Annotated in this window: 15 protein-coding genes; 1 reads left to right on the top strand and 14 read right to left on the bottom strand. The window is 50.3% G+C overall.

Annotated features, from left to right (window positions below):
• Positions 1-263 precede the first annotated feature (263 nt).
• The 8 genes from DESTI_RS12330 to DESTI_RS12295 all read right to left on the bottom strand — a co-directional run bounded on the left by DESTI_RS12330 (position 264) and on the right by DESTI_RS12295 (position 9,765).
• Complete coding sequence (locus DESTI_RS12330; RefSeq protein WP_014810295.1) at positions 264-596, bottom strand: ferredoxin-thioredoxin reductase catalytic domain-containing protein; 333 nt, start codon at positions 594-596, stop codon at positions 264-266.
• Positions 589-843: a glutaredoxin family protein gene (locus DESTI_RS12325; RefSeq protein ID WP_041287073.1), complete on the bottom strand. Its 255-nt coding sequence runs from the start codon at positions 841-843 to the stop codon at positions 589-591. The genes DESTI_RS12330 and DESTI_RS12325 overlap by 8 nt, the downstream gene beginning before the upstream one ends.
• Positions 844-932: 89 nt before the next feature.
• Entirely contained in the window at positions 933-1,724 is a 792-nt protein-coding gene (locus DESTI_RS12320) for an HAD-IIA family hydrolase (RefSeq protein WP_014810293.1), read from the bottom strand.
• Entirely contained in the window at positions 1,721-3,313 is a 1,593-nt protein-coding gene (locus DESTI_RS12315; protein WP_014810292.1) for a tetratricopeptide repeat protein, read from the bottom strand. The genes DESTI_RS12320 and DESTI_RS12315 overlap by 4 nt, the downstream gene beginning before the upstream one ends.
• Positions 3,314-3,368: 55 nt before the next feature.
• On the bottom strand, positions 3,369-3,680 hold the full coding sequence (locus DESTI_RS12310) for a chaperone modulator CbpM (RefSeq protein WP_014810291.1): 312 nt from the start codon (positions 3,678-3,680) through the stop codon (positions 3,369-3,371).
• Between the two features lie 39 nt (positions 3,681-3,719).
• The gene (gene dnaJ / locus DESTI_RS12305; protein ID WP_014810290.1) at positions 3,720-4,868 is read right to left on the bottom strand and encodes a molecular chaperone DnaJ; all 1,149 of its coding nucleotides are present in this window, start codon (positions 4,866-4,868) and stop codon (positions 3,720-3,722) included.
• A gap of 419 nt (positions 4,869-5,287) precedes the next feature.
• Positions 5,288-6,292 (bottom strand): L-histidine N(alpha)-methyltransferase, encoded by a 1,005-nt coding sequence (gene egtD, locus DESTI_RS12300; protein ID WP_014810289.1) that lies wholly within the window; start codon positions 6,290-6,292, stop codon positions 5,288-5,290.
• A gap of 56 nt (positions 6,293-6,348) precedes the next feature.
• Positions 6,349-9,765 (bottom strand): IscS subfamily cysteine desulfurase, encoded by a 3,417-nt coding sequence (locus DESTI_RS12295; RefSeq protein WP_014810288.1) that lies wholly within the window; start codon positions 9,763-9,765, stop codon positions 6,349-6,351.
• A gap of 423 nt (positions 9,766-10,188) precedes the next feature.
• On the opposite strand from DESTI_RS12295, the gene DESTI_RS12290 reads away from it, so the two are divergent.
• Complete coding sequence (locus tag DESTI_RS12290; protein WP_014810287.1) at positions 10,189-11,031, top strand: amidohydrolase family protein; 843 nt, start codon at positions 10,189-10,191, stop codon at positions 11,029-11,031.
• 10 nt (positions 11,032-11,041) lie between these two features.
• Here the strand turns inward: DESTI_RS12290 and DESTI_RS12285 are convergent, their stop codons facing one another.
• From DESTI_RS12285 to DESTI_RS12260, 6 genes are all read right to left on the bottom strand, one after another.
• Positions 11,042-13,471, bottom strand: coding sequence for a DUF3536 domain-containing protein (locus DESTI_RS12285; RefSeq protein WP_014810286.1), 2,430 nt, complete (start codon positions 13,469-13,471; stop codon positions 11,042-11,044).
• Positions 13,471-15,321 carry a malto-oligosyltrehalose trehalohydrolase gene (treZ, locus tag DESTI_RS12280; RefSeq protein ID WP_014810285.1) on the bottom strand — a complete coding sequence of 617 codons (1,851 nt, stop codon included), beginning with the start codon at positions 15,319-15,321 and terminating at the stop codon, positions 13,471-13,473. Before treZ ends, DESTI_RS12285 begins: the two co-directional genes overlap by 1 nt.
• A 236-nt stretch (positions 15,322-15,557) precedes the next feature.
• Positions 15,558-16,985: a mechanosensitive ion channel family protein gene (locus tag DESTI_RS12275; protein ID WP_014810284.1), complete on the bottom strand. Its 1,428-nt coding sequence runs from the start codon at positions 16,983-16,985 to the stop codon at positions 15,558-15,560.
• A 261-nt stretch (positions 16,986-17,246) separates the two neighbouring features.
• Positions 17,247-17,753 carry a hypothetical protein gene (locus DESTI_RS12270; RefSeq protein WP_014810283.1) on the bottom strand — a complete coding sequence of 169 codons (507 nt, stop codon included), beginning with the start codon at positions 17,751-17,753 and terminating at the stop codon, positions 17,247-17,249.
• A 69-nt stretch (positions 17,754-17,822) separates the two neighbouring features.
• Positions 17,823-18,713, bottom strand: a complete 891-nt coding sequence (locus tag DESTI_RS12265) for an amidohydrolase family protein (RefSeq protein WP_014810282.1) — start codon at positions 18,711-18,713, stop codon at positions 17,823-17,825.
• Between the two features lie 161 nt (positions 18,714-18,874).
• The gene (locus tag DESTI_RS12260; RefSeq protein WP_014810281.1) at positions 18,875-20,086 is read right to left on the bottom strand and encodes a radical SAM/SPASM domain-containing protein; all 1,212 of its coding nucleotides are present in this window, start codon (positions 20,084-20,086) and stop codon (positions 18,875-18,877) included.
• Positions 20,087-20,257: the final 171 nt, after the last annotated feature.

Here is a 20,257-nt window from a genome sequence, read left to right as displayed (position 1 = left end):
TCTCTGACCTTTTGAACACATTGTTCTTTAAAAGAACGGTTAGAGCCGACATCCCTGCCGGTCCGAACTGGTTGATTTGTATTTGAAAATGTGCCGGCACGGAGGCACGGCACCCACCAATTGTGGAGAAGTGCTTTTCGCAATTGGACACCGTTTACACACTTTGTATATGAGGAGCAGTGACGTATCCCTTAGACCCGGCGGACACTCCGAAGGGCTCACTTACTAGTGAGTCATACGATGTGGAATCCGATGGACGTGTATTAGAACATCAATTCGAGGGGACGCCTTTCGGGAACATACTCCTGAGGAATTTCTTTCCGATTCCATTCGCTGGATACGTACAAGTTGCAGTAACAACTCCCATATTCTTCTACATCCGGCTCGCGATAGACGCATGGGCAGATGATGTCTTTATCTTGCTGTCGATCGTTCTTGGCCAATCGACACGGGCAACTCATATATCCGTATCGCTTCTTGTTCACGAGAAGAGCCTCCAGTAATTCCAGGACCTTCTCCTTATCATCGTTGAAACAGTAACCTTTCTGCTCCTGATATTTCTTGAGCATATCATAGAGCTTTTCGGCTTCAGTCATTCTCAAGCGCCTCCTGAATGAGTTCTTTCCTACAACCGACCACGACTTTGTCACCTATGAGGATCGTTGGAAACGAGCATCTACCGTTTAGTCGCTTCACTTCTTCCATGAGCAGACCTGCCATCTCCTTGGAGATCAGATCCAGATCGGTACACTCGAATTCTACCCCGAGAAAGCTAAGAAATTCTTTCGCACACCTGCTATGGGTGCACGTACTAATTCCATACATCTTCACCCGTTTAGCCATGTGAGCACCTTTTCCTATCTTCAGCAATGGATAGAAATTACGGCTACCTAAATTATACCACCGGTTCGCTGTGGACACAAAAGACCGGCTCATTTCGGGGGCAATATTTTCTCTATGTCTCCGATACTTTCCAGCACGAAGTCAGGGGCATATGTATATTGGGACAAATCTTCTCTAGACGTGGCTCCCGTCAGGACCAGGGCGCTTTTGAATCCGGAGTTCCTGGCAAACAGAATATCCGTGTCCATTCTATCGCCCACAACCAGGCAAGTCTCCCTGGGAACCCCAAGCTGGTCGATCACAATTTCGGCTATATCGGAAAACGGTTTGCCGAAGACGCGATCGGGAGGGCGTCCTACTGGGGCGGCAACTGCGGCAACCATGCATCCCGCTCCGGGTACGAAACCGCCTGGAACAGGGAATGTCGGGTCCGTGTTTGTCGCCCAAAAGAGAGCTCCGTTTTGAATTGCAAAAAACGCGTTTTCGATCTTTTCATACGTGAGTCTCGAATCGCGAGCGACGACTACTATGGCTGTATCGAAAGGATCCGTCGTAATCGTGCATCCGGAATCTTGAATTCCCGCGATGAGGCTTTCTTCAGCTATAGCCATGATGCTGGCGCCGCGGTGATATTTCGAGAGTGTGTGGAAGAGAGCCGAAGCGGAAGTTACCACCTGACTGTCTTGTATCGGGAGCCCGAGGAATCTGATCTTCTGTGCGATTTCCGAGGCCTTGCGCATGGCATTATTGGATATGAACACCCACTGAAAACCATTAGCCGATAGCTTTCGGTACACATGATCCGCTCCGGGGATCAATCGGTTTCCTCGGTTGATCGTGCCGTCAAGATCGGCGAGAATTGCTCTGAACTTGAATTTCATGGTGAGACTTGTTCCCGGGAATTAAGAGATTCTTCTCTGCTGTTAGCCAGACCGAGATTATATCGGGCTGTGGCGTAATCGGGATCCAAAGTCGAAGCCCGCTTGAAGTCTGCCGCAGCGGATCGATAATCCCCCATTTTGAACAAGAAGAATCCTCGATTGTTTCTCACGACCGGATCGTGAGGACTCACAGACACGGACTTGTCGAAATCCGCCCGTGCCTGAACATTGTTTCCGAAGTGCACGTTGAGTATTCCCCTGAGGCTCAATGCGCGTGCAGCATCCGGTTTTGTTTGTAAGATCCTGTTCACATCAGCGCTCGATTGTTGCAGATCGTCTTTGAGGAAATGGGTAACAGCTCTGTCGTAAAGGATACGGCTGTCCTCAGGCAAACACTCCAGAGCCCGGGTGAAATCCGCAATTGCAGCATCGTACAACATTCTCCGCATACACGTGAGACCTCTCAGTGCAAATATTTCGCCGTCACCGGGATCCAGTCGGGATGCCATGGTAAGATCGGATGCTGCTCGGACCGGCTCGTTGAGATCGATGAAAATACGAGCCCGTTCCTTGTATGCGTCGACCAACGATCCATCCAGTTCAAGGGCTCTGTTGAGATTTGCCAGTGCCGTATCCGGGTCTTCTGTGCGGAGCACGAGCCCCTGGTAGAGATACGCGGGCGCATACGCCGTGTTCTTCTTGAGAGCCTGCTTCAACACCGTCTGAGCATTGGCCGCATTCTTGAGAAGAATATAAGCCCTGGCCTGTAATACGAGTAATTCGACATCGTCAGGTCTTTTCTTCGTGGCAATGGAGAGAGCTTCCAATGCCTTGTGCGCCTGATCGGACCTGAAGTAAACCAGAATCTTCTCTTTCAGAACGCGATCGTCTCCAGGCAGGAGATTTTCCACAAGGGCATAGTCAGCCAAAGCAGCAGAGTAATTCTTCAGTTTGGTATGGATTCTGGCCCGGGTCATGAATATTTCCGGGTCCTTGGCCGACAGTTTGGTTAAGATATTGACATCCTCCAGGGCCTGCTGCGGTTTTCCAGCTTTCAACAAGGCCTTGGAATGCATGTCCAATGCAAGGATAGAGTTCGGCTCATACTGAAGCGCTCTGGCATACTCGTCTTCCGCTTTTGAAAGAAATCCCTCTTTTTCGTAAATCATCCCTTTCAGAACATATGCCTTCGCATTGCCGGGACCGGCAAAGAGCACGGGTTCCAGAACACGGTTCGCTTCATCCAGTTGGTCCAAGAGAATGAGGCAGTGTACCTTCTCCAAAAGAGCCGGAGAGGATTTGCGGGAATGTGCCATGGATGAATCCAAATCCTGTATGGCTCGAAAACAATCCTTATGCGCTTTGTACGCAAAGGCCCGCTCAAGGAAAAGACTCGACAGCAAATCGCCTTTTAAAGAATGATCTTCCAGTGCTTGATCCAGGATCTCAATCTTCCGCAAGGGATCTTCTTCGGATTTTGCCTGTTTCAAGAGACGGAGAGCTTTTTCCGAGGCATGGGCTGGAAAGACGACAAGGAGTGCCAAGACGATCGCAGTGGAGAGGAAGCATAATTTGCTGATGCGTTTCAAACGGGGGGTTCCTTTGAATCAGAGAGATTGTCCGAATATCTGTGATTCGAAGATCTCACTTCGATAGCCTCATTTTCAGCTCCCGAACGAGGATTTCAAGAATTTCATCGAATTGCTGCTGCATGCGTATCATGTTCTCCCGCATTTCCAAAATGACTTCCACTCCGGGTAAATTCACCTCGAGTTCATTCATTAAATTGCAGATCACTCTGAGACGGTCATACTGGTCAAGGGGATACACTCTTTCGGGTTCTGATTCCACTTCAACAGAGTGGACCAACTCCTCCGATTCCAGTTTGATGAGAAGATGCTCGTCAAATCCGAATTCTTCTATGATTTCTCTCTTGAAGTAATATCGCTGGGTCATGTCCGGTTCCCTGCTGTATTCGAGAAATTTCCGAAGCCGTTAAAGCCGAATTTCCTGCCGTACGTTTCCCTGGTAAAAGCGGTCAAGAACCGCTGCGGCCTGACGGGCTTCCGGGTCCTGGGTTACAGGTATTTGTATCCTGACAGTAACAAAAAGATCTCCAGGAACTTTTGTCTTCAAATTGGGTACACCCTTGCCCTTCAGACGAAGGCGTTGGCCTGATTTTGTGCCGGGCGGTATTTTCAGGTCTACTGTGCCGGTGGGTGTCGGAACGGTAACTTGTGCTCCGTTGAGTGCTTCCGAAACAGTCACGGGCAGGTCCAGATTCAAATTGTCACCTTCCCGTTTGAACACCGTATGGGGTCTTACTCGCATGACAATGAACATATCACCTGGAGGGCCTCCGTCCTGGCCCGGGCCTCCTTTGCCCGCAAGCCTGATACGTGATCCGTCGTCCACACCGGCAGGAATATTCACATCGATGGTCTCCGTGGTCAGCACGCTTCCGGTGCCTCCGCACTGGGGACAGACTTCACCGCTGCGGCCCGTTCCCTGGCATTCCGGACACGTCTGGGTAAAATTAAAAGGCCCTTGAGCGACTCTGGTTTTGCCGGTTCCTTTGCATGTTGCACAAACGGAATCGGTTCCTGTAGAGATTCTACCGGTTCCACCGCATCGCGAACACGCAGAGGGCTTTTGAAAGGTAACCCGTGTGGTTCCGCCTCGTATCGCAGTAAGAAAATCGATCTCGAGCTCACTTTCGATATCTCTTCCTTTGGCAGGACCTCGAGGAGCACCTCCGCCAAAGATTTCGCCGAAAATATCCTCAAAGCCTCCATAACGGAATCCACCCTGGTCGGTGAACGATTCGGCACCTGCGCCTGCCGGTCGAGCGCCCCTGCGGAATCCTCCTGTCTGCTGCCATTGACGAAACTGTCTGGCCTGGTCAGGATCGAATCCGGCACGCAACCCCTCTTCCCCGAATTCATCATACGTTTTTCGTTTTTCGGGGTCTGAAAGGACTTCATAAGCTTCCGAAATCTGTTTGAATTTGTCTTCGGCTTCTTTGTTTCCAGGGTTGACGTCCGGGTGATATTTGCGAGCGAGCTTACGGTAAGTCTTTTTTATCTGTTCGGTGGTCGCGTCTCTTTTCACGCCAAGAGCGGCGTAGAGATCTTTTTCGGCCATGCTTTACCCTCCAGGGAACCGAATCAGGAACAAGATCATCTCATACCAGTTCGTTAGTAGATGTACTCAACCGCATGGCCCGGCTCCCTTGCCGGCCAAAAGCGAATGGCATCTTAGTATCTGGAGTAATCGGTCCCGATGCTGAATAATTAAGTACTGATCCGGGGTTGTCAAGCGGGAGTGGTATACGAAGGTCGTCAGAAGACTCATTGGATGCATCTCAATAGGATGCATGTCCAGAGGTTTACCAGATCATGCCTGAGGCCCTAATTTCCTTGACTCTTCTCAGCGACCCGGATAGTGCGATGAGCGAGGGCGCAGGGTCGCTGCGCTGACACACAAGAAGTTTCAAGGGGGCCGAGAAAAAATTCTTCTTGAAGGTGATTTTCCCGATTAAGTGTTGCGAATGTGAATCGGTACTATCCCCCATTCCTGTGGACGATTTCTGCGTGAGCAAACCATCCTGCGGCATCTGTACGCCAGTCTGTAATCTCCAGGTCTGCTGCATGAAGCATTTTTTCAGCCGATTCAAAGGTGAATTTTCTCGATATTTCCGTGAGTATCGTCTCCCCTTCTTCAAAAAAGACTGTCATGTGCAGCTTGCCGATGTGAACCTCCACCGGTCGAACTGCTTTGAGATGCATTTGAATTTCGTTCTTTGCCTCAATGTACATCGCGAGATGTTCGAAATCGTTCTGGTTGAAATCTGCATCCAGTTCACGATTGACCACATGGAGAATATTTTTGTTGAATTCGGCAGTTATCTGTCGCGAATCATTGTATGCAGCTTCAAGAATTTCAACGGGTTTTACAAGATCGAGTCCAAGCAGAAATCTGTCCTCATTCTGCATCGTATTGGACAGAGCACGTAAGAATAATTCGGTTTGCGCATCGTCGAAATTTCCGATGGTGCTCCCGAGGAACAGGATCAACTTCCGCCGGTCATCGGGTAACAGATGCAGATCGGTGGTGAAGTCGGCAACCAGTCCCTGAACACAGAACCCTGGATACATTCTGAGCAGTTCCATTGCCGAAGCCTCCAGAGCGCTGCTGCTGACGTCAACCGGTACGTAGCACGTCTTTGACCGTTTCTCCGGCCCAAGGGCATCAATGAGATACCTGATTTTCCAATTGGCGCCAGACCCCAATTCCACGAGATAGCCGTGGCCGAAGCTCCGGACGATTGACGGGGAATTCTGCCGCAATAACGATATTTCAGTCCTGGCAGGATAATACTCCGGTAATCGACAGATTTCTTCGAACAGCATTGATCCGCGTTCATCATAGAAGTACTTGCTCGGAATAGATTTCTGAGACGCACTCAGCCCTGTTGCGACGTCTTCTGCAATGGCTCTGGCCATACGGGTTTTCAGATGATCGTATTTCCTGAAACCGGATGGTATTTGTGGGGAAAGCTGAAACATCGGAGACTCTCTCCTTTGAAACTTCCGCCCTTTCGGACGGATACATTGATTAGATGCTATCGACATGGCGCAAACCGAACCCCTTCGGACATATTCACAATCATCCATCGAATACTCTCGAGCGTGGCATCGATCTCTTCTTCTGTATTGTCAGGACCGAGAGAGAAACGGACAGCACAGTGAGCACTCTCTTCAGACATGCCCATTGCCAACAAAGCATGAGAGGGTTCAGGTGAACCGGCGCGACATGCCGAGCCGGACGAAAGTGCGATGCCCCGCGTGTCCAGGGTCATAACGACGGATTCTCCACGCAGTCCCGGTAAAGTCATATTCAGAGTGTTAGGGAGTCTGTCCAGAAGAGGCCCGTTTCGTCTTGCGGTTGGAATTATTTCAAATATTCCGCTTTCCAGCCTGTCTCTCAGTCTGCGAACGTTCTCCATTTCGGGCAACCGCTTCACGGCAATTTCCGCTGCTTTGCCCAGACCCGCAATTGCCGGGACGTTCTCGGTTCCCGCACGCAGTCCGTATTCCTGTTTTCCCCCGTGCACAAGGGGCGCAAGAGAGCAGCCCTTGCGGATGAAAATTGCTCCTATTCCCTTGGGCCCCTGAATCTTGTGAGCAGACAGCGTCAGGAGGTCCACCTGCAGTTCTTCGATGTCGACAGGAATTTTGCCGACCGCCTGAACCGCATCGGTGTGGAAGAGGACTCCGCGAGAATGAGCTTCTTCGGCCAATTCCTTGATAGGCTGGAGCGTTCCGGTTTCATTGTTTGCCATCATAATGCTTACAAGAACAGTATTTGGAGTGAAGGCCTTTCTCAAATCATCCGGACTGACTCTTCCTTCACTGTCCACACCGAGATACGTTACCTGAACCCCCAGGGTCTCCAACCATTTGCATGTCCCGAGGACCGCAGGGTGTTCGACCGAAGACGTTATAATGCGGTTCCCGTTGATTCCTGACGCGAGAGCCACTCCTTTAATCGCCAAATTGTCCGCCTCCGAACCTCCCCCCGTGAAAACGATCCTCCGGGCCGTGCAGTTCAGGAGACGAGCCACTTTCCTTCGTGCTGCTTCAACTGCTTCACGCGCATGATTCCCGGGACCATGTATGCTCGAGGGATTGCCCCCGGTTTTTCTCAAATGCTCCAGCATCTCATCCAGAACTTCAGCATGCATGGGAGTAGTCGCATTGTGATCGAGATAGATAATTCGCCGACCGGTCGAGTTCTTTGCGCTGGATTGTCTTCTGACGGTTTCGATCTCGGGATCGATCGTTTCAGGGACAACTGCTCTGTCGCCATCTTTTACTTTGGACACATTGCAGAGGAGAGCTTTGTACACGGGAAAACCCGAAATCGGATCGTATTTGCCCAGATCGGTAAGCTCATTGACATTGCAGTCCTGCCATGCTTGCGGTCCGAGCGGTCCGCCGCCGCCCATGTCTGCGTCCACCACTCCCTGCATAATTCCATCCGTAACCTGTGCTCGATACCGAACGCGACCCCGCTGAGTCACGATCTCCACCAGATCTCCGTTGACAATACCTCGCGACTCGGCATCCAAAGTGTTCATCATCACCGTGGGTTCAGGCCGTTTTTTCATGAGCCCGGGCACGTTGTGAAACTGTGACCGGAAATCGGTCCGGACGCGGGAACCTGAAGTGAAGACCAGAGGAAATTCGCCCGTGAGATCCGGTCGGGATAATGGACTTTCGGAAGGCTCCGTGTAAATGGGAAGAGCATCGTATCCGTGCTCTTCGAGAACAGTGGAGGCGATTTCAAATTTTCCGGTAGGAGTCGCGAAACCGGGAGCTCCGTCTTTGCGGAGCAATCCTTTTTGCCACTTCTTGTATTGCATCATTTCGGGCTGCAACTGAACGGTTCCGCCGGAGGCCCGAACTTCTTCGAGGCTGAATCCTGACCCTTCGAGTGCATGCTCGATAAGTTCCTCTTCGCTCTGGGGATACAAATGCCCGTACCCAAGGCGAGCTGCCAACTGCGCCATGATGAAGAAGCCGTGGCGGGATTCACCGAGTGGTTCGATGACTTTTTCCCTGATACGAAATACCGGGCCGTACCGCATGTATGATGTAGCTTCATAGTACGTGGCGGCAGGAAGAACGATGTCCGCATATGCAGCATCTGCCGTGAGAAAGCGGTCCACGCATACGAGGAAATCCAATGCCTGAAGCGTGTCCCGCCAGATTGCCGGCTGCGGCCACGCAGTGATGATGGAACCCCCAACGACAATCAGCGATTTGATAGGATACGGTTGAGCTTTCAACACCGCTTCCGGAAGTGCAATTGCATGGGATTCGCCGCGATAGAGGCTATAAATGGGGAAACGATCTCGACCGAGTGCTTTTCGTACATCAGGGTTGGGGAGATGCCCTTCCCTGTTCATGGGGAATTCATTGGTTGACATGGAAAAGCAACGTCCTCCGGGGACATCCAATTGCCCTGCGAGAGCCCAGAGCACGAATGTAGCTCGAATCGATTGAGTTCCTCCATCGCTGTATTCCAGACCGCTGTACATGACCGGGGCAGCACCGCGTGCTGACACGATTCGACGAGCCAACGAGCGGACCTTTTCGGCAGGCACTCCGGTAATCTTCTGCACCACCTCGGGCTGAAAATGCTGAACATGCTGAGAGAACTGTTCAAATCCGACCGTCCATTCATCCACGAATGCTTCATCGAACAGATCCTCATCGATCAACACATTGCACATTCCAAGCGCTAAAGCACCGTCTGTACCGGGGCGAATGGGAATCCATTCAGCTTCCGTTGCTTCAGCCGTGCCCGTGCGCCGGGGATCGATCACAACGACCTCAGTTCCTCGACTCCGAGCCTTCTGGATGCGGTTGAAATCGAGAGGAGGGGAGTCCGTGGCAGGGTTTGCGCCCCATACCACGATCAGTTCTGCATTCTCCAGATCGGAAAACATGTCGATCAGCATTCCCCCCATGGTCACATGGGGAGCTATCATGGCAAATGAAACGTAACAAAGTGCTCCTACTCCGAGAGTGTTCGGTGAATCGAAGGGAAACAGCACACTTGATGCGCTGGATACTGCAACTCCGCGGGGTTGATACACGTCGCATTCAGCCAGTTCGAAACTGCCGCGTCCGGTGTAGATTGCGTTCGCCTCGGGACCGTACTCCTGTTTTATGGATGTGAGCCGGTCTGCAATGACATCATATGCATTTTCCCAGGAGATTCGTTCAAATGCATACGTTCCTTTGGGGCCGACTCTCCGCATCGGATGCAGCAAGCGATCGGGAGAATAGACGATCTCAGGGGAATGCCTGCCAAGCGTGCAGATCATTCCGTAATCCGATTGGGAATCCTCGCGGACTTCGACGATGCGGCCGGAATCGTCGTACCTTACTTCTACCCAGCACCCTGCAGGGCAAATTCCGCACATGGCCCGACGAAAGATCCCTTCCTGAGGTCTATTTGAACACTGCATATCTACCTATCCCGTGATCTATTGTGACGTTTCCCGGCCAAGCATCTGTTCATCGATACCTGGAGGTTCCAGGATTGCGTAGTCATTTACCTTCAAATTAAGTTATTCACTGCCTGCAATAATTTTTGTGAATCGGGGTGTAGTATCGTACTATGCGTTTCCACCGCATTGAATCGTCTCCTACAATATTCGTAGCATCTGGGCATTGTAATTTTGAGACACCTCATGTCGGAGATAGATGCAGACAAAAATATATTGCAGCGGCTCCCGTATTGCAATCATTCCACCAAAGTAATGTTGAGGAATTAAGACATCCGAAAATCCATCGTTGTCCTATCGCCTGGTAAAATGATTGAATCTTGTCGCTCTTATTGTATTCTTTCCCTTAATGCTGATGGCTCCAAACTCACGGAGGTTGGTTCTATGATTGTAGATTGCCATGTACACCTTTTGCCAAAAGAAGTGCGCAGCGACCGCACCATGTACGTTCACTCGGACGAAGCCTTTGGAAGTCTGTATTCCTCGCCCAAAGCCAGGCTCGCATCGGAAGAAGATATAATCTCCTACATGGATAACTCGGGAATCGAAAAGGCCGTGGTTTTCGGTTTTCCCTGGGAATCGCATGACCTTATCAGCAAGAACAATGACGAGGTCTGGGAGTTTGCTCAGCGCAATCCTGCGAGGATCTATCCATTTGCGGTGCTTTCCCCTGCAGCGGGTGACCGCGCGTATCTGGAGACGGAGAGAATCATCAAAGCCGGATTTGCAGGAATCGGCGAGCTTGCCATGTACCATGGAGGGTGGAGCACAGCGGGTTTCGAGGCTCTGGCCCCTTGTCTCGGAATGGCCCGATCGGCCGGGATTCCCGTAATGCTTCATGTCAACGAACCGGTGGGACACGAGTATCCTGGTAAAATATCAGTGGATTTTCAAGGTTTGTTACAGGTCATAGCAGCCAATCCGGAGGTAACTTTCATTCTCGCGCATTTCGGCGGAGGAATTTTCGTGTACGGTCTCATGCCGGAAGTAGCCGGCGTGCTCGCAAGAACATACTTTGATACTGCCGCTTCACCGTACTTGTATGACGCTCGCGTGTATGACATAGCAACAAAAATACTGGGACCTGACAAGATACTGTTCGGCAGCGATTTTCCTTTGCTTTCCGTTGTCCGTTACGTGAAACACATAGAACAATCGGGAATCGGTGAAGACGTGCGAAAGGCAATTCTTGGCGAGAACTTCTCCCGACTTATCCGTCGCCATTAAGCTTTTTCCGTTATTGGGGCACCCTGATCAGGAGTTTTTCCGCAACCGAACACAGCAGGCGCACCCACTCCTGTGCTTCTTCATCTCCTTTCTTGGCTTTGTCGAGCATGCCGGAGTAATGCTCCTTGAGTATTGTGAAGCAGGTGTTCTGGATTTTCCAGGTGTTGACCTCAAATGGCAAAACACGCAATGCTGTTGCGGCATTTTCCAGTTTCTCCGCAGTCTCCAGATTTTCGGGTTCTTCCAAGAGTGCATCAGCGAGGGATTCCATCGTATCCCCGAGTACGTACGCCAATGTTGGAGCATCAGGTTGCACGCCGGCAAGCCGTGCCTCTTCGAGGAGCAACTCTATATTCTGAATGTCGAGTCGATCGTTTTCCAGCGCCGCTCTCAGGCGAGTGTTCAGAACGATATTTGTCATCATGACCAGTTCTTTGGGTTGCGGAGTTCCCGAACCGTGCAGGAAACGCATCAGAAGCGCATGGTGCTCGTAAAGCGCCGAATAGGCTGCATGCGCTTCGTCCAGAGTCGGCTGAAGAATGAGTTTCAAGACTTTCCGTTGTTCATCACGGAACAGAGATGTGAGAGAAAAAGGGGAATCTCCAAAATTCTTGTCAAGTATGCGAATGGTCTCCGGGAAATCGGCAGCACTGAACGGATTGATGATCTCCTCAACCAATTGGTCGAATGCCGGTCCCTGTATGCATTGCTCTATGCCGCAGCTAATATTGTGATCTCCGAGGTGGACCACTCCAAAACAGAATTTGTCCGACTCGGCGGTAATCTTGGAAGTGACTTCCACTTCACCGACCGCCAATTTCGCTCTGCCTGCTTGAGACATGTTGAAATGTTGACGAGTTGCCGAATACGCGTTTATTGACGTTTCTTCGCCGAACTCCTCAAAAATCGAGCTTATCGCGTAGTGAGCCGCAACCTTGCCGAGATCCAGAATTGTGGGTTCGACCCATTCTAGATAGATATTCTTCCCATCGGCGTGTTCGGGTATGTTGCTTTTGGCTTGTTCCAAGAGATCGAGAAATGGATCTCTGAAAGAATCCCCAAATAGCTCCGTAGCAAGCTGAACCACTCGACCGGCGTACTGAATCACCTGGACCGTTTCTATGCCGGATAATTCGTCGAAAAACCATCCACAGCTCGTGTACATGAGCATCGCATGTCTCTGAAGCTCCATCAGTTTGAAGAAATTCACTCTATTCTCGTAACTGAAATCCGATTTGGCATGACGGCTGAGGAATTCATTCACACTGTCGTCCGAACGATCCAGGATAATGTCGATATAGTCATTTCTCGCAGCGGTGGGGTCTTTCAACAGTTTACCTGCAGTCTTTTCGAATGGACCTGCAACTGCATCTCTCAGCCAGTCCAAAGCTTCTCGAAGTGGGGTTCTCCAGCTCTGATTCCAGGAAGGATATCCCCCCGAGTTGCATCCGCAATCGGAACGCCAGCGTTCGACTCCGTGCACGCAGCTCCATGAGGAGTTCTCATAAATCTCGACCTGGTACTCCGGAGGATTCTCGGCAAGAAACTTGCTGTAATTGGTGAGCTGAACGGAAGGATTCTCCTCGAGCGCCTTCATGGCATAGGCAAGGGCCATGTCCCCATACTTGTGGTGATGCCCATAACTTTCCCCATCAGTGGCTATGTTTACGAGTTGAGGCCGCTGCCTTTCTTCTGAAAATGCTCCCATCAGTCTGTCAGCCAGAATTTCCCCTTTTATGAGGAGTCGTTCGAAAGCAATGGCCCTGGAGATGGGACCGTCATAAAAGAATAAAGCTATCTCTCGTCCGGACGGGAGTACGATCTTATACGCTGTTGTGGGGTCTATTGTGCTTCCACTGACGTCCTGCCAGTCATCACTTTGCAGGTGACGAACTCTGCTGGCCTGGTTAGGTGCCAATATGGTGAACTTCAGGCCTTGCTCGGCCATCAGATCGAGGCTCTCGAGATCCACGGCCGTTTCCGCGAGCCACATGCCTTCAGGTTTGCGCCCGAATCTCGTCTCGAAATCGCGCACGCCCCACCGTATTTGCGTGTATTTGTCTGCAGTATTGCCCAACGGCAGGATCATGTGATTGTAAACTTGAGCCATGGCCGACCCATGGCCGCCAAAACGTTCCATGCTCAAACGATCCGCTTCGATAATGGACTCATACGGTCTCGGTCGTTCCTTTTGCATCCAATCGAGGAGAGTCGGACCGAAGTTGAAGCTCATTTTCGAATAGTTATTTGTGATGTCTACAATTCTGCCTTCCATGTCAAAAATGCGGGCAGTCCCATTGGGTCCGTAACATTCGGCAGTTATCCGTTCATTCCAGTCATGATAAGGATAAGCGGAATCTTGCACTTCAATTGCTTCAAGCCAAGGATTCTCTCGGGGCGGCTGATAAAAATGGCCGTGAATGCACACAAATTTTTCCATTACACTGCAGACCTCATCTTTCTCAAGACTATGAACGCATATGGATGGACACGTGTCACTATTTCTCCCCTGGATATGAATTCATCGTCCAGGCTGATCCCATGCCCCCCCCAGACCGGATCGCCTGAATCTAATATCGTATTCCATGTTCCGGAAGGAATCTGCAGCGTAATTGAAGAAGAACTTGCACTGAAATGAAGGATCTCAATTACTTCGTCGTCCAGTGCCCAGCGCCTTAAGACAAGCACGTTTTGAGCTTCATATTCAGTGACTTCCATACTCTCTTTATCAAGGTCGGCCAAGGACTGCACTGTCTTGCGTAGATCGATGAGTTTCCGATAATACGCATACATTTTGTCATGAGGAGCAGCTTCTTTCAGGGATGGGGTAAGTTGCGCAGTCTGGAAAATGGCTTGTGATTGAGGATCCGGACATTCCCCCTGCCACCTGAAAGCCTCAAATTCCATTTTTCTCCCTTCCCTGACTGCACGCACGAGATCGGGATCTGAATGGCTTACAAAATATTGGAATGGAGCTTTCTCGCCATATTCTTCCCCCATGAAAAGGAGAGGAATGAAAGGAGAGAGGATCACGGCACCGGCCGCAAGCCTCAAAGCATCTTCGGGTACAAGAGATGTCAGCCGATCGCCCAGAAGCCTGTTGCCCACCTGATCGTGGTTCTGACTGCATACGACCAACTGTTCCCCTGTTAGCATGGTTGATGGTATTCCGTGACTGCGTTGCCTGAAAATCGAGTATTGTCCCGAATAGACGAATCCTTCCCTGTAGGCTTTCGCCATATGGGTGAGGCTTCCAAAATCCGCATAGTAACCTTGATTCTCACTGGTGAGCAGAACGTGTAATGCATGATGAAAATCATCGTTCCACTGGGCATCGATTCCGTATCCACCGCAAGCTCCGGGCAGAGTCACACGAGAATCGTTTCGGTCACATTCAGCGATCAAGTAAATGTGGCGATTGGTACGCTCTCTCAGGTCATGTACTGCACTCGACAGTTCTTCAAGAAATGGTTTAGCCGAAAAATCGAGAATGCCGTGAATGGCATCAAGGCGGAGAGCATCGAATCGAAATTCTTCGAGCCAATATAAAGCATTTTGTATGAAGTAACGCCTGACCTCATCACTGTATGGGCCGTCAAAATTTACGGCGTCGCCCCACGGAGTATGATAGCGCGAAGTAAAATAAGGCCCGAATTTACTCAGATAACTTCCTTCGGGTCCCAGGTGATTGTAAACCACATCCAGAACTGCGGCCAAACCTGCACCATGACATGCATCAACAAGCCTTTTAAGGCCTTCAGGTCCACCGTAGGAATTTTGAACCGCAAATGGGTAAACACCGTCATATCCCCAATTTCGTTCCCCCGGAAATTGTGCCACAGGCATAATTTCCAGTGCTGTGACTCCGAGATCTCTCAGTTCCGCAACTCTTTTTTCTACACCATCGAATGTTCCTTCGGGAGTGAAGCTTCCAACGTGCAATTCGTACAAAATGTATTCCTTCAACGGAATTCCGCGCCAAGCATCGTTCTTCCACGCATATTCGGAACTCATAACTTGCGAAGGCCCGTGCACCCCCTGGGGTTGGAACCGTGAAGCGGGGTCGGGAAACTCTTCTTCACGATCGAGGCGATAAAAATAGAGGTCACCAGGATGTACATCCGTTGCAGTCGCGGAATAATAGCCCCGATCGTCTCGGTCTAACGTGATGAAGCGTTCCTGTGCCGATACAATGTGCAGTTCTACGGCATTTCTGATGGGAGCCCAAACACAAAACCTGCATTTTCCATTACCTTCATAACGGGCTACCGGAATAGTCTCACTTGCCACAGGTCCCCCCGGAGCGGCATCTTCTTTTCGTTACATAAAAACAAATGGCGACATTCATCGAATGTAGTTTTCCCATGATTTTCACATCACAATAAGTCTTTTGGTATCCAACAATTCAGAAGAAATAATTGGGATTATGCGCTCTGAACAGCTATCAAGCTAAATCCGATTCACTTCAATAACTTCGTATTTAGGTTAACATCGGCACAAATCGGTGTCAATCTTGCCCGCATGCTCTATTCGGACGGAATTCTGGCCTCAGTGCTCGATTTACTTATGTTCAACATATTCTGCACCAAGTAGTCTCGATCTGCCAAATACACGGTCTTTGGAGACACAGCAAATGTTATTCCTTCAGCTTCGAAGCGCTTGAGAATTTCCAGGTACGTCCGATGAACCCAAGCCTGATAGTCCCACCATTGGGCAGGATGGTACCAGGCATGCACGTCAATGATCATTCCCGCGTCTTTGAGTCCTTGAAAGAAGACTCTGGGAGGCATGTTCGAGTTCAGACCTTCATGATTCTCGAGAATGCTTCGGATGATGTCGATTGCTTTCTCGATTTGTGCCGGAGTCGAATGCAGCGAAAGAGGAAGCTGAGTAGTCCAATGGAGAAACGGCCGCTGGTCCATGTTATTGACTGCAGCATTTATGATCTTTTGATTCGGAATCGTTATGAGCGTGTTTTCCGATGAAGAGCGCAGACGAGTGCTCCTGAATCCCACCGATTCGACCGTGCCGTCATAATTCTCAATAACAATTCTTTCGCCCACTTGAAAAGGTTTATCGAAGACTATTGTCAAAGTACCAAAGAAGTTTGCTACCGAATCTTTCGCTGCGAGAGCCACCGCCAAACCACCGAGTCCGAGAGATGCAATGAGCGGAGCTACATCGAGTCCCGTAAGATTGCGCACCATTATGAGAACCGCAACGGCTATCACGAGGAATCGCATGATCTTAAAGGTCACTCCCACAAGTGTCGGGGGAATTCGCTTATCTGAAATGAGCAGCCATCTCTTTGCACGCAATTCGGTCAAGTTAACAAGGCCGTACAGAAACCAGATCAACGCTATTGTCGCAAGAACATCAGTTACGTTTCGGACTGCCGAATGCACGACATTCGTGCCGTTTGCCGAACGGAACACGGAAGAAATCGGAAGAAATGCAGCATAAAGCCCGTATACCCAAATGAGGAGGGAGAGAGGAGCCTGCATCGCGTCAAAGATTGCAGCTTTCCACGCACCGTTTTTTCTGGACCAGCGCTCCTTCAGGTTCTTCCGCATTGTTCGCGCAAGAGCTTGAACTATGATCACGCAGACGATTATCACGGCCATAGCCGCCACTTTCCAGAGAGTAATCCCGAAGATCACCGGCTTGTTTATCCAATTGCCCAAAATAGAAGTGGCAAACTTCTTTGCGCCATTAACCGAGTTTTCGAGATTCGCGGCGGTATCGTCTATCTTTTCCGTATGTATGGATACTATCTTTTCCGGAAGAGCAGCGGCATCCGTAGGCTTTTTTTGATTCTTTTTCTCCCCCTGGAGCGCGGAAGCTGCAATTTCCTCATCAGAAGAATACGCAACAAAACATATCGGGAAAAGAATGACTGAAAGAAGTGTTACTATGGCAATGCAAGCGACCGTTCTATAAATTACCCTACCCATGTGGCTCCTTTCCATTCGGCAATGCGATTCCCGGCCTCGCAAGCTGCTGTTCGTAACCGGAATCATCAAAAAATTCAGTGGATAGTGATGCAGACAATCACGTCATGGCTACAGTTCATCGTTCACAGAAATCTAAACGTTCATATTGCAGTCAAAAGGGGCAGACCTGACGAGACAAACTAGCGGGTGCTCCTGGAGTCACAGTATTTCCCCGACTCCAGGAAAGAAGCTCAGATTGTTCCGAAGCTAAAACATTGCATGTTATTTAAGAGGCGCCCTGAGGATTCGTATATCATCAATCCAGACTGTTCCTGTCCCGTTGATGACCAGATTGAGTTTGACATTGTCCGGTTTTTCACCTTTTTGTAAGAAGAACGGTGTCTCTTCGGTAACCCAGTTATTCGTTCCCGAGAGGGGATTCTGCAGCCCTCGTGAGAAGAACTCTCCTTTTCCCGGAAAATGGCACCACATTTCGAGATACGCCTGACCCTTCAAGTCTTCAGTTTTGAGACGAGCCCTGTAAATGAGACGAGCATTGTCAACCCCGAGATCTCCGGTCTCGAACAGGCGCACTACACGGGGCTGTGATGCTGTTGCTTTGAGAGACCCCTTACCGTCAGATGTTACATCTTTATCTATTGAGACGTCTGATTGCGTAATAAGGCCTGAGACATCATCCAGAGGATAATGTTTCAACTCGGTCTCTTGAGCATCGACCGCAACGGTCCATATTGCGAGAAGACAGGCCAAAAATACAAAATATCTCATGGTATTACCTCCCCCTTTGCGAATTCACTCTCATGAGGTGACAGAAGCCCTCCGTTCTCCGAGAATAATTCATCCGGAGAAGAGGCCCAGCGCATTGCCTCCAAGAACAGCCTGAAGATCTTTTTCTGAAAGATCGAGCGTACAGATATATTTCAGTTCCCTATCCCAAGCGTACGGCAGATGGGGAAAATCCGTGCCGTACAAAATTCTGTCAAGGCGCATTTCCTGAAGCTGCGGAAATGTCTTTACAGGTAAATAATCGGCTATTGCCATCGCCACGTCAAGCCACAGATTGTCATACTGTTCGGTAAGCCTCTGAAACGGGTCGAATTCATCTGCGCCCAGATGGGGCACGAGAACCTTGAGTTCGGGATATTGTCTCAGGACGGGCTCCACGTGTTTAGCCCCACAGATCTCATCCGGGTCGATCTTGTATGGGAACACCGGGTTCTTCGGTGCCTTGCCTACGTGCATGACCAGAGGCTTTCCGTGTTCGGCACAGACCTGGTAGATCTCATGCATCCCCGGGCTATCGAGAGAAAAGTATTGAACGTGAGCATGAAGTTTCACTGCGGATAATCCCATGTCGAATGCACTTTTCAATATTTCGCGGGTTCCGGATTCTCCGGGAAACACAGTGGCAGAGCCGATGACTTCGGGATATTCTCTGCACAGACCAGCCATGTACAGGTTCAAATCCCGAGCAATTCCGGGCCTATGAGCATAATGCAGCCCGACTATGCGTTGTACGCCTCTGGACAGCATGAACTCAACAACTTCCTCAGACCGCATTTTGTATCGGATCGGCCAGGCGAAATTGTCGAACCAGGTCCAAATGGCTTCAAAGAGCTCATCCGGAAACAGATGAACATGAGCATCCACGATCTCCGGAAGATTATCGGGAACGCGCGCCCCCTCCGGTCCGTTATCTGCCGGGAGATTTCCCATGAACGGATCCATTGAAAGATTTCCTTTCAGCACACGCGAATACAAAAACAAACTCGATCGCGCTGCTTTGCGTGAAAGACAGAGAATCTGCCGACTGCTATTGGATAGTGCCTTCGAGGCTTCGGTTAGTCAGACCAAACAATGAAACACAAGATAATCGGTGCCTTGGAGGATCAATACCCCATGAGTCCGCAACATCGCGTGCACACCGGCATGAGCCCTTTTTCTGACAGACTCTTCCGGAAAACTTTATAGCGCTCGGAATTCCACAGCTCTGTTATGGTGTTCTCTTTCACGTTGCCCACGACAAAGTCATGGTAATCCCTGCACGGGGACATATCCCCGTTGGAGTTGATTTCCACCGCACTGAATATGGAAACGCATCGATCGAACCCGAATGTGCTGTCATGATCGGTATAGTATTGCTCCAACTGTGGGACTTCCGTGAGTGGAGGCATAATGATTACTGCAGGGCCGTCAAAGCGGGCGGCATAGCCGTTCAGCTTTTTTAGCTGATCCGAAAGCACCTGATAGTCCGGTGGGCGCCAGCTCCCGATCCAACCGAAATGCTTTTCAGGTTGAAATCCGAAACGTTCAGCGAAATCTTTCGTGTGCTTTTCCGCTGATGCTTCATCAATCCACCATGCGAGATAGAACACGCACACATCCACCTTGTCTTTGAATACCTCATAAATATCCACAAGACGATTGTAGTTTACGTTGTTGATTGTGGTGAGCGCAGCAATGAGAGGCAGGCGCTGCTTCCGATCTTTTCTCAGTTCCGTGATGCGGTCGATTGCACGCGTAATAGTCGCGAAATTATCGATGCTTGGGCTGGAACCGGGCCGACTCGCATTGTGAGTTGCCGCATCCGGACCGTCCACACTGATCTGCACCACGAACATGGGCGCGTCTACGAGACGCTCCGCCTGCTCCGAAAGCCCTGTTCCGTTTGTGGCAATACTCGGTGCCATTCCAAGACGCGCGGCTTCTTCTATGATTTCCACGGACCCTTTGTACAGCATGGGTTCCCCACCCCATAGATAGACTGACGGGGTGTGGCCGTGGGATTTCAGGTCATGGAGCAATTCTATGTACCGTTCCGGGGTCACTTCACGGCTTCTCAATTCTTTAATGGAACACGACCTGAGGAATCCGTGGTCTCCCCATTGCCCGCAGGTGTGGCATCGGAGGTTGCACAAATCCGTAATTCTGATGCTGCATTGGCGGATCTGCTGAGCTGTGCCTTCCTCGGCACGGGGGAAGATGTTTCGGAGGAACTTGTCCACCTGGATCATTGTCACGTTTTTCGCGTACGCAGGCCGTTCCAGGAGTTTGGGAGCGGTCTTCAGAATGGTCGATATGGGTACCCAGCTTTGGCTCATGGTTATCTCGGATTTCTACGAATTTTGAGTCAGCTATCATACACGGAGCGGCACTCGCGGGCAAGCACCGCATTGTGGAAAGATCGTGTTCTTACTCTACATAGCTGAGCGACATGGAGATTTTACTCTGAGGAGGGATTAGAGAGTCCGGTTTTACCTGGGCCAAAGAAC

This window comes from Desulfomonile tiedjei DSM 6799 (assembly GCF_000266945.1).
GTDB classification, from domain to species: domain Bacteria; phylum Desulfobacterota; class Desulfomonilia; order Desulfomonilales; family Desulfomonilaceae; genus Desulfomonile; species Desulfomonile tiedjei.
Note: the sequence above shows the minus strand (reverse complement) of the source record. Positions and strands in the feature narration are given on the sequence as shown.